General features: G+C 70.8%; 10 protein-coding genes and 1 riboswitch. Of the genes, 3 read left to right on the plus strand and 7 right to left on the minus strand.

Features of this window, described 5'->3' with window-relative positions; all coding sequences use genetic code 11:
- Positions 1-181: 181 nt before the first annotated feature.
- Complete coding sequence (locus tag FK529_RS15780) at positions 182-811, plus strand: MerR family transcriptional regulator (protein ID WP_146563042.1); 630 nt, start codon at positions 182-184, stop codon at positions 809-811.
- 26 nt (positions 812-837) lie between these two features.
- Here FK529_RS15780 and FK529_RS15785 read toward each other — a convergent pair whose 3' ends face one another.
- The 4 genes from FK529_RS15785 to FK529_RS15800 are packed head-to-tail and all read right to left on the minus strand — an operon-like array spanning position 838 to position 6,102.
- The gene (locus FK529_RS15785; RefSeq protein ID WP_146562921.1) at positions 838-2,568 is read right to left on the minus strand and encodes a dipeptide ABC transporter ATP-binding protein; all 1,731 of its coding nucleotides are present in this window, start codon (positions 2,566-2,568) and stop codon (positions 838-840) included.
- On the minus strand, positions 2,565-3,476 hold the full coding sequence (locus FK529_RS15790) for an ABC transporter permease (protein ID WP_146562923.1): 912 nt from the start codon (positions 3,474-3,476) through the stop codon (positions 2,565-2,567). The genes FK529_RS15785 and FK529_RS15790 overlap by 4 nt, the downstream gene beginning before the upstream one ends.
- Before the next feature lie 56 nt (positions 3,477-3,532).
- The gene (locus tag FK529_RS15795) at positions 3,533-4,492 is read right to left on the minus strand and encodes an ABC transporter permease (protein ID WP_146562925.1); all 960 of its coding nucleotides are present in this window, start codon (positions 4,490-4,492) and stop codon (positions 3,533-3,535) included.
- A 26-nt stretch (positions 4,493-4,518) separates the two neighbouring features.
- Positions 4,519-6,102 (minus strand): ABC transporter substrate-binding protein, encoded by a 1,584-nt coding sequence (locus tag FK529_RS15800; protein ID WP_146562927.1) that lies wholly within the window; start codon positions 6,100-6,102, stop codon positions 4,519-4,521.
- A gap of 201 nt (positions 6,103-6,303) precedes the next feature.
- Between FK529_RS15800 and FK529_RS15805 the strand changes: the two genes are divergently transcribed.
- Entirely contained in the window at positions 6,304-8,682 is a 2,379-nt protein-coding gene (locus tag FK529_RS15805) for an arylsulfatase (RefSeq protein WP_231703127.1), read from the plus strand.
- Positions 8,683-8,766: 84 nt separating this feature from the next.
- Positions 8,767-8,875, plus strand: a riboswitch (glycine riboswitch).
- 56 nt (positions 8,876-8,931) lie between these two features.
- A complete protein-coding gene (gcvP, locus tag FK529_RS15810; RefSeq protein WP_146562929.1) occupies positions 8,932-11,763 on the plus strand; it encodes an aminomethyl-transferring glycine dehydrogenase in 2,832 nt (943 codons plus the stop codon).
- Positions 11,764-12,039: 276 nt separating this feature from the next.
- Here gcvP and FK529_RS15815 read toward each other — a convergent pair whose 3' ends face one another.
- The 3 genes from FK529_RS15815 to FK529_RS15825 all read right to left on the minus strand — a co-directional run bounded on the left by FK529_RS15815 (position 12,040) and on the right by FK529_RS15825 (position 14,364).
- The gene (locus FK529_RS15815) at positions 12,040-12,291 is read right to left on the minus strand and encodes an antitoxin (RefSeq protein WP_146562931.1); all 252 of its coding nucleotides are present in this window, start codon (positions 12,289-12,291) and stop codon (positions 12,040-12,042) included.
- Positions 12,292-12,443: 152 nt separating this feature from the next.
- Positions 12,444-13,547, minus strand: a complete 1,104-nt coding sequence (locus tag FK529_RS15820) for a type 2 periplasmic-binding domain-containing protein (protein ID WP_146562933.1) — start codon at positions 13,545-13,547, stop codon at positions 12,444-12,446.
- 10 nt (positions 13,548-13,557) lie between these two features.
- A complete protein-coding gene (locus FK529_RS15825; RefSeq protein WP_231703128.1) occupies positions 13,558-14,364 on the minus strand; it encodes a spermidine synthase in 807 nt (268 codons plus the stop codon).
- Between the last annotated feature and the right edge of the window lie 3 nt (positions 14,365-14,367).

Genomic DNA, 14,367 nt, shown 5'->3' on the forward strand with positions numbered 1-14,367 from the left:
ACCGGCCCGAGGTCACGATTCGATCTCGACCTCAACTTCAACTTGAGGGTACCGGAGTGTCGCGTTGATTCGGCGCCGTCGGCCCCCTAGCGTTCACGTCGAACAGGGCGGAATGGCACCGGGGGAATTACACCGACGGATTCCACCCGGCAGGCGTACTCTGAGAGTGCGCACGGACCTCATGAGGGAGACGGCAGTGACCGATCAGGACGGCACCGGGCAGAACGCGCCGCAGGCGGATTCCGCAGTGGGCACGCAGGGCTCGCTGGACGACATCGCTCCGGGCCTGTTCCCGAACGACACCATCCCGGATGAGCTGCTCGGCTACCGCGGTCCCAGCGCGTGCCAGATCGCCGGCATCACCTACCGGCAGCTCGACTACTGGGCCCGCACCTCCCTCGTCGTGCCGTCCATCCGCAGCGCGGGCGGCTCCGGTACCCAGCGCCTGTACTCCTTCAAGGACGTCCTGGTCCTCAAGATCGTGAAGCGGCTGCTCGACACCGGCATCTCGCTGCAGAACATCCGCGTCGCCGTCGATCACCTCCGCCAGCGCGGCGTCGAGGACCTGGCCCGGATCACCCTCTTCTCCGACGGCACGACCGTCTACGAGTGCACCAGCGCCGAGGAGGTCGTCGATCTCCTGCAGCACGGCCAGGGCGTCTTCGGTATCGCCGTCTCGGGCGCGATGCGCGAACTGACCGGCACCATCGCGGACTTCCCCGGGGAGCGCGCCGACGGAGTCACCGCCGAGGCGGCGCCCGAGGACGAGCTGGCCTCGCGTCGTCGCAACCGCGCCCGCGCCACCGGGTAGGCCGCGCCGGCGCCGGCCGGAGTGCGTCAGCCCGCCACCGAGGTCCGCGACGATCGTGCGCGCTGCACCACCGGATCGGGATAGGGCACCGCATCGACCAACCGCCGCGTGTACTCCGACGCGGGGTTGGTGAGCACGGCGTCCGTCTCGCCCGATTCCTCGAGCCGGCCGCCCCGCAGTACCGCCACGCGGTCGGACACCTGGCGCACGACTGCCAGGTCATGGCTGATGAACAGTGCCGCGAATCCCAGGTCCGCCTGCAGGTCCACGAACAGCTCCAGCACCCTCGCCTGCACCGACACGTCCAAGGCGCTCGTCGGCTCGTCGGCGATCAACAGTTGGGGGCGCGCGGCGAGCGCACGGGCGAGTGCCACTCGCTGCCGCTGGCCGCCGGAGAGCTCATGCGGCAATCGGTGCGCGAAGGAGGTAGGGAGTTGAACGGCGTCGAGGAGTTCTGCGACCCGGGCCGCGCGTTCTGCGCGGTCGCCGACGCGGTGGATGTCCAGCGGCTCCCGCACGGATTCTCCGACGGTGAACCGCGGGTTCAGGGAGGCCGCGGGATCCTGCGGGACGAAGGCGAGGAGCCGCCGCGTCGCGCGCAGCTCGGTGCGCGAGAGCGACGAGATGTCGCGGCCCGCCACGGTGATCGTGCCGGACGTCAGTGGGACCAAGGCCCCGACGGCGCGGCCGAGTGTGGTCTTTCCGGAGCCCGATTCACCCACCACGCCGACGATCTCGCCGCGTCCCACCGTCAGCGAGACGTCCGAGAGCGCGCGATGTCCCGCGGCACCGAATCGCCCCGGGAAGTGGACCGAGACGCGGTCGACCACGAGGGCCGGCGCCTCCGCGGCGCTGGAATCCGCCTGCGACGGTGCCTCCTCCGTCGCGGAAGCCGACGGGGTAGGCACCGGAACACCGTCGAGTGGCAGTCGTGGCACGGATTCGAGGAGCTGCCGCGTGTACGGGTGTTCGGGGCGGGCGAACACAGTGTGGACGTCGCCCCGTTCGACGACCTCGCCGAGCTGGACGACCACCACGTCGTCGGCGATGTCGGCCACCACGCCGAGGTTGTGGGTGATGAGCAGAATGCCGGCGCCGGTTCGGTCGCGCAGTCGCACCAGCAGGTCGAGGATCTCGGCCTGGACGGACACGTCGAGGGCGGTCGTGGGCTCGTCCGCGAGCAGCAGGGCGGGCTCGTTCGCGAGCGCCAACGCGATGACCACTCGCTGCTTCTGGCCGCCGGAGAGTTGGTGCGGGAAGTAGTCGACCCGCTTCTCCGGATCCGGGATCTCCACGAGTGCGAGCAGCTCGACCGCCCTGTCCCGTGCCTGCGCGCGGGACAGGCGTCCGTGCGCCCGTAGCGCCTCGCGCACCTGCCAGCCGATGGTCCGGACCGGGTTGAGCGCGGTCTGCGGTTCCTGGAAGACCATCGCGACCGCGCGGCCGCGGAGGGTCGTGAGCTCACGCTCGCTCCGTCCGATGACCTCGCTGCCATCGACGCGGACGGAGCCGCGCACCGTCGCTCCGCGCGGCAGGAGGCCGATCGCCGCCAGCGCGGTCATGGTCTTGCCGGATCCCGACTCGCCCACGAGCGCGAGGATCCGGCCCCGTTCGACGGTCAGACTGATTCCGGCGACCGCGGGTCGCGGGTAGTCGAACGAGATGTGCAGATCGGTCACCTCGAGCGCCGGTGGCGGCGATTCCCGGCCGTCGGCGGCTGCCGAAGCGGGCGGGCCGTGGCGTTCGGTGTCGGTCATGCATTCCTCCGAGCTCGGGAGAAGGACTGGGCGATCAGGGCGAACCCGAGGACGAGCGCCGTGATCGCCAGCAACGGTGCGATGGAGATCCACGGGTTCGACTCGAGGTAGCCGTTCCCGGCGGCGAGAATGGAACCGAGCGAGGGGGCCGGGGCGGGGATGCCGATGCCGAGGAAGCTCAGCCCGGACTCGATGAAGACGGCGAGCGAGAGCGACAGCGCCACCTGGACGATGAGCGCGTCGATCGAGTTGGGCAGCACATGGCGGCCGAGGATCCGGGTGGTGCTCGCGCCGCTGACCGTCGCGGCCTCGACGTACGGGAGCTCGCGGACGGACAGCACGGCGGTGCGCACGAGCCTGCCGAAGATCGGGATCTCGGCGACGGTGATGATGATCGCGATGGTGACCGCGCCGGGGGAGAGGATCGCCGTGAGCGCGATCCCGAGAATCAGGGCGGGGAAGGCGAGGATCACGTCGAAGGCCCGCTGCGCGATCACGTCGGTGACGGGGTGGGACACCGCGACGAGACCGACCAGCGCACCCAGAACCGCCCCGATGGGCACCGCGGTGAACGCGATCAACAGGTCGATCCGGATTCCGTGAAGCACGCGGGTCAGTACGTCGCGGTTGACGTCGTCGGTCCCGAACGGGTGACTCGCGCTCGGGCCGAGCAGGTAGGCGCCGTCGATCTGCTGCGTCGGTCCGTACGCGGTGAGGAGCGGGCCGAGCAGGCCCGCTACCAGCACGATGCCGACGAGCACCGTTCCGATCAGGCCGGGACCCGTGACCAGGGCGCGCCACAGCGGTGGCCGCGCCGTCCGCCGATCCCGGTCACCCGGTTCTTCGGGGACGAGGCCGGGCGTGATGGTGGGCTCGCCGGCGGGTGCAGCGACGTCGACACTGGTCATGGGGTTCTCCTCGCCCGGCGGTGATGCGACCGGTAGGTTCCGTGCGGATTCGGCGGTCACGACCGTGCTCCCAGGCGGATGCGGGGATCGAGCCAGGCGTGGGCCACGTCGGCGAGCAGTTGAACGACGATGAACACCGTGACCGAGAGGAGCAGCAGCACCTGCACCAGGGGGTAGTCACGGCTGAAGATCCCCTGCTCGGTGAGCATGCCGAGCCCGGGGTACCCGAAGACGGTCTCGACGAGGATCGCGCCGCCGAGGAGTCCTCCGACGAGCAGGCCGAAGGCGGTGACCGTGGCGGGTAGCGCATTCCGTAGCGCGTGCCGGAGCACGATCCGGCGCTGGGAGACGCCGAGCGAGCGCGCGGTCACCGCGTAGGGCTTGCCCAGTTCGGTGTGCAGGGACTCCGTCAGGAACCGGGCGAGCATCGCGCCCGTGGGCAGCCCCAGCGTGATCGCCGGAAGGATCAGGTACTGGACCGCGATGGTGGGTTCGGTCAGGTAGCCGTCCGGCGGGGCGCCACCCGCGGGCAACCAGCGCAGCCGCACCCCCGCCAGCAACACCAGCAGCGTGCCGAGGACGAAGGTGGGGATCGCGATCGCCGCGGCGTTCACCCCGGTGACGACCGCGGAGAGCCAGCGATTGTCGAAGACGGTGACCGCCAGCGCGAGCCCGACGGCGAGAACGACCGCGACCAGCAGGGCCGCGCCGGTCAGCACGAGGGTGTTCACCAGGCCGAAGCTGATGAGCGCGCTGATCTCGCCGCCGACCTGGTAGCTGCGCCCGAAATCCAGGCGGAGTATCGACGAGATCCAGGTGAGGTACTGCGCGAAGAAGCTGCGGTCGAGGCCGAGTTCGTGGCGCAGTGCCTGCACGTCGCTCGGCGAGGCGTCGGGGCCGAGCAGCGCCGCCTCCGGTCCGCCCGGAATGAAGCGCAGGATGCCGAAGATGAGGACGGACGCGAGCAACAGCACCAGCAGGGCCGTCGGAACGCGGCGGAGGAGATACGCGGTCATGGGATTCTCCAATATCGGGCGGCCGGCTACTGCGGCGAGGCGAGGTAGGTCCGGGCGAAGCGCAGGTCGTTGCGCTTGCCCCAGTCGACGCCCCCGACCTGGGGTGACGCTGCGACCTGGGTGATCCGCACCCCGATCTCGACGATGAATAGGTCGCGGAGCAGGATCTCGCTGAGACGGCGGTAGGCGGCGAGCGCCTGCGGCGACGTACCGTCGGCGACGCGCCACGCCGCCTCCGCGGCCGCGGTGTAGTCGGGGTCGGAGTAGTTGGACGAGTTCTTCGCCGCGTTGAACGGGTAGGCGGAGACAGCGAGCGTGGACGGGGTGAACTGGGCGAAACCGTGCTCGAGGATCCATAGCCCCTCGAACTTCCCGCCGACCAGCTTCTCGGACTGCTGCGCGTAGTCGTTCGCCACCAGGCGCACCTTGATGCCGGCGTCGGCGAGATTGGACTGCACGATCTCCGCGATGATCCGCTGATTGCCCCCGGAGGCGTAGTCGAGGGGGATCTCAGGAATCTCGCCGATCTCGCGGACCAGTTCACGGGCCTTGTTCACGTCGCGGCGATAGGTGCGGTTGTCCGCCTCGTCGTAGGCGGGCGACCACCTGGGCCAGGCGACGTTCACCGCGTACGCGCTGCCGCGCGTGACATCGTTGACGATCCGCTCGCGGTCGATCGAGTACGCGATCGCTTGGCGAAGCCGCACATCCGACAGCGCTGGATTCTTGACGTTGACGCCCACGTACTGCTGGGACTCGGCGCCGACGAGGGACACGTTCTGGAAGCCGTTGCGCCCGGCCGCCAGTTGCTGGTCCTGGGGAGTCAGTTCGTCCGCGATGTCGATCTGCCCGGTGAGCAGGCGGGTGTACAGCGCCCGGCTGTCCGGGATCACCTGATAGGAGATGTGTTCCAATGCGGGGCGCCCGCCCCAGTACCGGTCGTTCCGATCGAGTCGTAGTGATTGTTTCGGCTGCCACTGCCCGAATCGGAACGGCCCGGTGCCGTTGTAGACGGTGCCCTCCTTGAGCTGCGGAAGGGTGGCGACGTCGAGGATCGGGGCGGAGTCCAGCAGGTCGAAGACATTGCTGAGCGGATGCGCGAAGTACAGGATCACGCGGTGCGGGTCCTGGGTGTCGAACCGCGTGATGGCGGCCGCGGTGCGCTTGAACTGCGCCGTCCAGGGACCGCCGATGTACGCCTTGATCGACTCCTCGACGTCGCGGGAGACGAAGGGGCGTCCGTCGTGGAAGGTGACGTCGGATCGCAGGTCCAGCTCGAGTGAGAGCCCGTCGGGAGCGAGCCGCCACGCGGTGGCGAGGGACGGGGTCGGCGTGACCCCGTCACGGGTGTACCGGATCAGCGTGTCGTAGACGTTTGCGAGGACGGTGCCGTTGAGCTTCTGGCCGATCTGCAGGAAGGTCTTGGGAGAGAAGTCCTGATCGACACCCACGCGCAGGGTTCCGCCCTGGGGGACGGAGCCGTCCGTGCGTGGTGCCTGGGTGGCTGCGGTGCGCTGACGCGCCACTGCCGACTCACAGCCGGAGGAGCCGACCGCCAGTATCAGGACGACGATCAGTGCGATCGCACGGGTGACCGGGGATTTCGTCACGTGCCTCTCCGTCTATGTCGAACACGGCGCACGCGCCAGTCTGGATCGGAATCACCGTAGGGTTCGGGACCGGTGGCGGGCCAATCTTTGGATCAGGCTGAGCGCAAGTGATTTCGCGCAGCAGTGAGCAAAACTCGATGGGTGATGATGGTCGAGGCCGCGCGCCCGAGCGCGGCGTCGAGGGATGAGGGTGGCGAGACGGTGAGTGATTCCGAGCGGCGGGCCGATGGCGGCGCGGCGACCGACGAGAGCACGGACATCCCGGCGGACGCGCGGGGCTATGAGGGCTTCGAAGGTGTGGTCCGCCGGCTCGCGTCCCGCTCGGTCCCCGCGTGGGCGCCCGAGCTGCGTGCCCCCGACGGTGCCCCCAACATCGTCGTGGTCCTCATCGACGACATGGGCTTCTCCGATATCTCGCCGTTCGGCTCCGAGATCGACACCCCGCATCTCGCGGCTCTGGCCGACCGCGGTGTGCGCCTGACGAATTACCACACGACGCCGGTGTGTTCGCCGGCCCGTGCGGCCCTGCTGACCGGGCTCAATCCGCACCGGGCGGGGTACGGCACCGTCGCCAATTCCGATCCCGGCTTCCCCGGCCAGCGTCTCGAGCTGGCGGACGACGTCCTCACCCTCCCGGAGATTCTGCGGGCCTCGGGGTACGCGACCTTCGCCGTCGGCAAGTGGCATCTGGTCCGCGATGCGAACATGGGGCCGGGTCGACCCCGCGAATCCTGGCCTTTGCAAAGAGGATTCGACTCGTACTACGGATCGCTCGAAGGGCTGAACTCGTTCTTCTACCCGAACCAGCTGATCGCCGACAACACCGTGGTGGACGTCGAGGACTACGGCGACGACTATTACGTGACCGACGACCTGACCGATCGCGCGGTGGCCTCGATCACGTCGCTGCGTGCGCAGGAGCCGGACAAGCCCTTCTTCCTGTACTTCGCCCATATCGCGATGCACGGCCCGCACCAGGCGAAGGCCGCCGACATCGACAAGTACCGGGGCCGGTACGCCGAGGGCTGGGACGAGATCCGGCGGCGCAGGTTCGCCCGTCAGGTCGCCGACGGGCTGTTCGACGAGAACACCCCCATCGCGGAGCGCAACACCGAACCCGGGTACGACGCGCCGCCGTGGGATTCGCTCACCCCGGACGAGCAGCGCCGGTTCCAGCGGTACCAGGAGGTGTACGCCGCGATGGTCGACAGCATCGACCAGAGTCTGGGGCGGATCACCCGCCTGCTGACCGATCTCGGCGAGCTGGACAACACCATCATCGTCTTCACCTCGGACAACGGCGGCACCGCCGAGGGCGGCCCGGTGGGGACCCGCTCCTACTTCAGTCAGTTCGTGCACTCGCCGGTGCCCGCGGACTGGGAGCGCGACGTCGATCACGACGAGGACCTGATCGGGACCGCGGCGCTGGGCACCCATTATCCGCGGGGCTGGGGACAGGCGTCCAACACGCCGTTCCGCTTCTACAAGGGGCAGACCTTCGCGGGCGGCGTGCGTGTGCCGTTCGTCCTCTCGTGGCCGCGAGGCCTACCCCGCTCGGCGGACGACAACGGCGTGCGGCGGCAGTTCACCTACGTGACGGACCTCGCGCCGACGCTGTTGGACCTGGCAGGGGTGCCGACGCCCGCCGAGCGGCACGGCAAGCGGGCGAAGGACCGGGACGGCGTCAGTGTGGCGGACGTGCTCAGGTCGGCCGACCTTCCGAGCCCGAGGCACGAGCAGTACGCGGAGTACGGCGGGCACCGGGGCTTCTACCGCGACGGGTGGAAACTGCTGTCCCTGCACACCGACCCCAGGGCGGTCGACGATCCGACCTGGCAGTTGTTCGACGTGCGCACCGACCCCGCGGAGACCCGCGACGTGGCGGCCCAGTACCCGGACAAGGTCGCCGAGCTTTCCGCGGCCTGGGACCGCGCCGCTTGGCACAATACGGTCTTCCCGCTGTACGACGATCCCGCCGCGCAGGTCCGGCGGCGGCCGGAGGAGGCGCGCTACAGCGATCCGATCCGGATCCTGGCCGGTACTCCGACGCTCGAGCGGTACCGGTCGAGCAGGCTGATCGCCTACCGGGACGTGCAGATCGACGTCGAGCTGTCCGGGTGGACGCCGGCCGACGAGGGAGTCCTGGTGGCCCACGGCGACCCGCAGGGGGGCTACCTGCTCTACATCGAGGACGCCGTCGCCCACCTCGTCGTCAACTCCTACGGACGGTTCCATCGGACGTCCGCTCCGGTGCCCGCGGGGACCGACTCCCTGGTGGTGCGGATCGGTGCATCGCCGAGCGTGCGGTGGAACCTCGCCCTCAGCGCTCGGTCCGGCGCGGACGAGGTCCATCTCGCCGAACTCGACGGCGTGGTCGCCCTGGTCGGCATGGCGCCGTGGACCGGGATCTCGGTGGGCGTCGACGCCCGGGGCCCCGTCGACCCCGAGCTGCGAGCTCGGCGGGGCCTGTTCCGGTTCGGCCCCGCGCTCACGGCGGTCACGTACACGCCGGGCACCGTTCGCGTCCCCGAGCCGGTGCGCCGGGGTCTCGATGAGGAGGCGGAGGAGTACGCGGACTGAGAGGGGCACTTGACGCGCCACCCGCGACCCGTCCCCTCACCGTACGGGCGTCTTGTTGAAATGCGCTAGAATCTTCGTGCGCCGCAACACCGCGTGGGAGAGCCCTGCGGGCACCGTCGAGCACGGGCCCCGGGGCGCCGAAGGAGCAACACCTCTCCGTCAATCTCTCAGGCACCAGGACCACGTGGGTTGGGCGCCTCTGGAGCCGCCGGCGACTGAGGGAGAGGCCACCCGGCCCGGAGGTCCCCAGTGTCCGACAGCACTCCCGCGAGCAACTTCCCCGCGCGCCACATCGGCCCCGACACGGGCGAGCTCGAGCAGATCCTGCGCGTCATCGGCGTCGACAGCCTCGACGACCTGGCCCGCGCCGCCGTCCCGTCGGCCATCCTCGACCCGGAGTCCGACAACGGCCTCGGCGCCCTGCCCGCCCCGATCGACGAGCACGAGGCCCTCGCCGAACTGCGCGCCCTCGCCGACCGCAACACCGTGGACCGGACCATGATCGGGCTCGGGTACTACGACACGCTCACCCCGCCGGTGCTGCTGCGCAACATCATCGAGAACCCGGCCTGGTACACCGCGTACACGCCGTACCAGCCCGAGATCAGCCAGGGCCGCCTCGAGGCCCTCCTCAACTTCCAGACCATGGTCTCCGATCTCACCGGCATGGAGATCGCCAACAGCTCCATGCTCGACGAGGCGACCGCCGCCGCCGAGGCCATGACCCTGCTGCGCCGCGCCGGCAAGTCCAGGAGCCCGCGCCTGATCGTCGACCGCGACGTCTTCCCGCAGACCCTGGCCGTGATCGAGACCCGCGCCGAGCCGCTGGGCATCGAGGTGCTCGTCCACGACGTGACCACCGGGCTGCCCGAGGGTGACTTCTTCGGCGTGATCCTGCAGACCCCCGGCGCGTCCGGGCGGATCGCCGACGTGCAGGCCGTGATCGACGGTGCCCACGAGCGCGGAGCGCTCGTCGCCGTCGGCGCGGACCTGCTGGCGATGACCCTCCTGACGCCGCCCGGCGAGCAGGGCGCGGACGCCTGCTTCGGCACCACCCAGCGCTTCGGCGTGCCGCTAGGCTTCGGCGGCCCGCACGCCGGCTACCTCGCGGTGCACAGCAAGCACGCCCGCCAGATCCCCGGCCGCCTCGTGGGCGTCTCCGTCGACGCCGACGGCAACCTCGCCTACCGCCTGGCCCTGCAGACCCGTGAGCAGCACATCCGGCGCGAGAAGGCCACGAGCAACATCTGCACCGCGCAGGTGCTCCTGGCCGTGCTCGCCGCGATGTACGCGAGCTACCACGGCCCCGAGGGGCTGCGGGCCATCGCGCTGCGCGTGCACGCCCGGGCGTCGGCCCTCGCCGCGGGCCTCGGCGACGCCGTCGTGCACGCCGACTTCTTCGACACGGTCCTGGTCCAGGTGCCCGGCCGCGCCGACGACGTGCTCGCCGCGGCCAAGGCCGCGGGCTACAACCTGTGGCGGGTCGACGACGACCACGTCTCCGTCGCCTTCGACGAGACCAGCACCGCGGCCGACGTGGCCGCCGTGCTCGCGGCGTTCGGCGCGCGGCCGGTCGACGGCGCACCGTCGGATATCGAGAACCGCACCTCGGAGTACCTGACGCATCCCGCGTTCCACGCCTACCGCACCGAGACGGCGATGCTGCGGTACCTGCGCAAGCTCGCCGACAAGGACATCGCGCTGGATCGCTCGATGATCCCGCTGGGCTCGTGCACCATGAAGCTCAACGCGACGGCGGAGATGGAGTCCATCACCTGGCCGGAGTTCTCGCGGCTGCACCCGTTCGCGCCCGCCGCGGACACCGAGGGCATCCGCGCGCTGATCGCGCAGCTCGAGGAGTGGCTGGTCGCGATCACGGGGTACGACAACGTCTCGCTGCAGCCCAACGCCGGCTCGCAGGGCGAGTACGCGGGCCTGCTCGCGATCCGCAACTACCACCTCTCGCGTGGGGACGCGCACCGCACCGTCTGCCTGATCCCCTCGTCCGCGCATGGCACGAACGCCGCGTCGGCGGTGATGGCGGGCCTGCGGGTGGTCGTAGTCGCATCGCGCGAGTCGGGCGATGTGGATACCGCGGACCTCAAAGAGAAGATCGCCAAGCACGCCGACGAGCTGGCGGCGATCATGATCACCTACCCGTCCACGCACGGCGTGTACGAGCACGAGGTGCGGGAGATCTGCGGCGCGGTCCACGAGGCCGGCGGGCAGGTCTACGTCGACGGTGCCAACATGAACGCGCTGGTCGGCCTGGCTCGGCCCGGCAAGTTCGGAGGTGACGTCTCGCATCTGAACCTGCACAAGACCTTCTGCATCCCGCACGGCGGCGGCGGTCCCGGCGTCGGCCCGATCGGCGTCCGCAGCCACCTCGCGCCCTTCCTGCCCGGGCACCCGCTCGAGCCCTCGCTGGGCACCGGCCCCACGATCTCGGCGGCGCCCTTCGGCAGCGCCTCGATCCTCCCGATCACCTGGGCGTACATCCGGATGATGGGGGCGTCCGGCCTGCGCAGCGCGACCCTGACGGCGATCGCGTCGGCGAACTACATCGCGGCGCGCTTGAACGACGCCTTCCCCGTGCTCTACACCGGCGAGAACGGCCGCGTGGCGCACGAATGCATCCTCGACGTGCGCGGCATCTCCAAGGAGACCGGAGTCTCCATCGACGACGTCGCGAAGCGCCTGGCCGACTACGGCTTCCACGCGCCGACCATGAGCTTCCCCGTTGCGGGCACGCTCATGGTCGAGCCCACTGAGAGCGAGTCGCTCGGCGAGATCGACGAGTTCTGCGACGCGATGATCGCGATCCGCGCCGAGATCGACCGGGTCGCGGCGGGGGAGTGGCCGGTGGACGACAATCCGCTGCGCGGCGCCCCGCACACCGCGGAGTGCCTGGTGACCGAGTGGGATCACCCGTACTCGCGCGAGGTCGCCGTGTACCCCCAGGGCCTGCCGTCCGGCGGTGCGCGCGCCAAGGTGTGGCCGTCCGTGCGCCGCATCGACGGGGTCTACGGCGACCGCAACCTGGTCTGCTCGTGCCCGCCGATCGAGGCGTTCGCGGAGTAGCGCCTGCCGGGGGCGGGCCGCCGCCTGGGGCCAGGGGGAGGAGGTGCGCCGGTCCGCGCGCTCTCCGATTCTGTCCATGACGGACGCCGTGTCCGACATGGGCAGAATCCGAGAGCCGGGTTGGGGCGTGGATGTCATCAGCGCCCGGAACGGCGGTCGCCCTGCTCAGCGAGGACCGTCATGCGGAGCTGAGTGCGAGGCGAACGCGAAACGCCCGTCCCGAGAACGGGACGGGCGCTCCATGCCGAGGCGGACCCGAGGCGGGCCCGCGGGCACTCAGTTCTGCGGGGGAGTGGGCGGCTGGTTGCCCGGCGCCGGCGGGGTGCCCGGCGCCTGCTCGCCGCCCGGGGCCGGCGGGGTGGTGTTGGCGCTGCCCGTGGCGCCCTTGACCTTGTTCACCGCCTGATCGATCTTGTCCTCGTGGCCGGCGAACTTGCCCTTCGCCGCCGCGCCCGCCTTGTCGATCACTTTGTTGACCTGCTCCGGGTTCTTGCCGAGCAGTTCCTTGATCTTGTCGAGAAGCGCCATGGTGCATCCTTCCGATGGTTCTGTTCGCGGCCTTGTTCCTCGTTCACCGTATCGGAGTTCGGCCGCCCCGGCCGAGGTCGCGATCGCCCAGATTCCAGACCGGAAGGAGGAATGCGACAAATCCCCGCGGCGGCGAGAACGGCCTTCTGGATCTAGCGGCGGTTCAGGGAGTCGGCGAGCGAGATCACGGTGGCGTTCCCCGCCGGGGCGAGGGGCTCGACGGTGCCGAAAGCGACGGAATCCGTCTTCGCGGGAGCGGGCTCGCCAGTGACCCGGAAACCTGCCTCGGCCAGTGGTTTCGCATTGCCCTGCCGGGTCAGGTAGGCGACGAAGTCGGCGGCGGCGCGATGGTGGGCGTCGGTCGTGTCCCCGCGGTCGAGCACGGCGGCGGGGTAGGTGGCCGAGGCGGTCGGGCCCGCCGGGTACACCGCGACCGGTGCGGCCGCCCCCCGGCCTCGGGCGAACGTGGCGAGCTGCTGTTCGAGGACGGGCACGGCGCGCACGGCGTCGCCCGGCGTGGTCAGCGCGTCGAGGGCGGCGCCGGTCGTGGCGGACGCGGGGGCGTCCTTCGCCCAGCGGGCGAGCGCGCCGGTGACCACCGGGCTCCGGGCCGCATCGTCGGACAGCGCGGCCCCGGACGTGCGCGCGACCGCGGCGCCGACGGACTGCGCTGCGAGGTAGGTCCCGTCCGCCTCGGCGCCCGTCGGCAACGCGATCCGCAACTGCTCCTGCCGCGCCGGGAGGTCGAGCCATCGCACCCCGTCGAAGGCCGGCCGCGCGGACCCGCGCACGGCCAGGACCACGGGCGACGTGGCGATCGACGTCGGCTGTCCGGACAACTCGGCGGGCTTGACCGCCGCGAGGCGCGCCGTCCACACCGTGCTCTCCGGGATCCACAGCGACGGCGCCGCGCCGAGCTTCGGGTCCCAGGCGCCCGCCAGGGCGTCCAGCGCGACGCGGGAGTCTATCCCCGTCACCTGGATCTTCGCGCAGTAGTCCGCCGAGACCGTGCCGCTCGCGTTGAAGCCCTCCGCGACCCGGCGTAGTGGCTCGACGAGCGCGGGGGCGGCCGCGACCTGCACCGCGAGGTCGCCGCGCACGCACGAGGCGGCCGCGTCACGGCCCTCCTGGGCCGAGCGACCCGACAGCCAGACCATGGCGCCGGCGACCGCGGCCACCACGACGACCGCGGCGACCGCGACGATCAGCCAGCGCGCGATCCCGCGGGAACCAGTTGCAGAACGATGTGATCCCATCGAGAGCAACCTACCCGAAGACGCCGCGCGGCGGCATAGGAGACTCCTGTGCGTTCGCGCTGGTGAAAGGCTTCGCGCCGCCCACGAACCGGGTCACCTCGCCGCCGGAGAGCAGGGTCCCCGGGAACGGGTCGCCCGCCAGCCGCCGGGCCAGCCCGTCCGGCACCGCGCCCGCCACGACGACCAGGTTCCCGAACCGCCGGCCCTTGAGCACGGCGGGCTCCGCGGCCACGGCCACAGTGCCCCCGGTCGATGCGCCGAAGACCTCCGCGACCGTCGCGATCACCGACCTGGCGAAGGCGAGCGGCGGACCGTCGGCGACGTTGAGCGCGACCACCGCCCCCGGGGCGAGCAGGGGTTTCAGCGAGGCGAGGAATTCCGACGTGGTCAGGCCGGACGGGGTGCGCGCCCCGGCGAAGACGTCGACGACGAGCACCTCGACGGTGCCGAGCATTCCGGGCGGCAGCACGGTGGCCGCGAGCGCGGCGTCGGCGCAGCGGATCTTGATCTGCTCGCGCTTCGGGAGCGGCGCCGCGGCCCGGACGGCGTCGATGAGCGCACGGTCGACTTCGAGCACCTGCTGCCGCGAACCGGGCCGGGTGTGCGCGATGTAGCGGGGCAGGGTGAAGCCGCCGCCGCCCAGGTGCACGGCGGTGACGGGGACGCCGGGCGGCCGCGCCAGGTCGATCACGTGGCCGATCCGGCGCACGTACTCGAAGACCAGGTTGGTCGGGTCGCCCGTGTCGATGTAGCTCTGCGGCGTCCCGTCGAGGAACACCGTGAACGCACCGGGCCGGTCGCGATCGGCTTCGATCACGAC

The sequence above is a fragment of the Tsukamurella asaccharolytica genome (assembly GCF_007858435.1).
Classification (GTDB): Bacteria; Actinomycetota; Actinomycetes; order Mycobacteriales; family Mycobacteriaceae; genus Tsukamurella; species Tsukamurella asaccharolytica.

Bases quoted from the DNA above. Each gene is read 5' to 3' on its own strand.
- FK529_RS15780 (WP_146563042.1), top strand. From the start codon at position 182: ATGAGGGAGACGGCAGTGACCGATCAGGACGGCACCGGGCAGAACGCG.
- FK529_RS15785 (WP_146562921.1), bottom strand. From the start codon at position 2,568: ATGACCGACACCGAACGCCACGGCCCGCCCGCTTCGGCAGCCGCCGAC.
- FK529_RS15790 (WP_146562923.1), bottom strand. From the start codon at position 3,476: ATGACCAGTGTCGACGTCGCTGCACCCGCCGGCGAGCCCACCATCACG.
- FK529_RS15795 (WP_146562925.1), bottom strand. From the start codon at position 4,492: ATGACCGCGTATCTCCTCCGCCGCGTTCCGACGGCCCTGCTGGTGCTG.
- FK529_RS15815 (WP_146562931.1), bottom strand. From the start codon at position 12,291: ATGGCGCTTCTCGACAAGATCAAGGAACTGCTCGGCAAGAACCCGGAG.
- FK529_RS15820 (WP_146562933.1), bottom strand. From the start codon at position 13,547: ATGGGATCACATCGTTCTGCAACTGGTTCCCGCGGGATCGCGCGCTGG.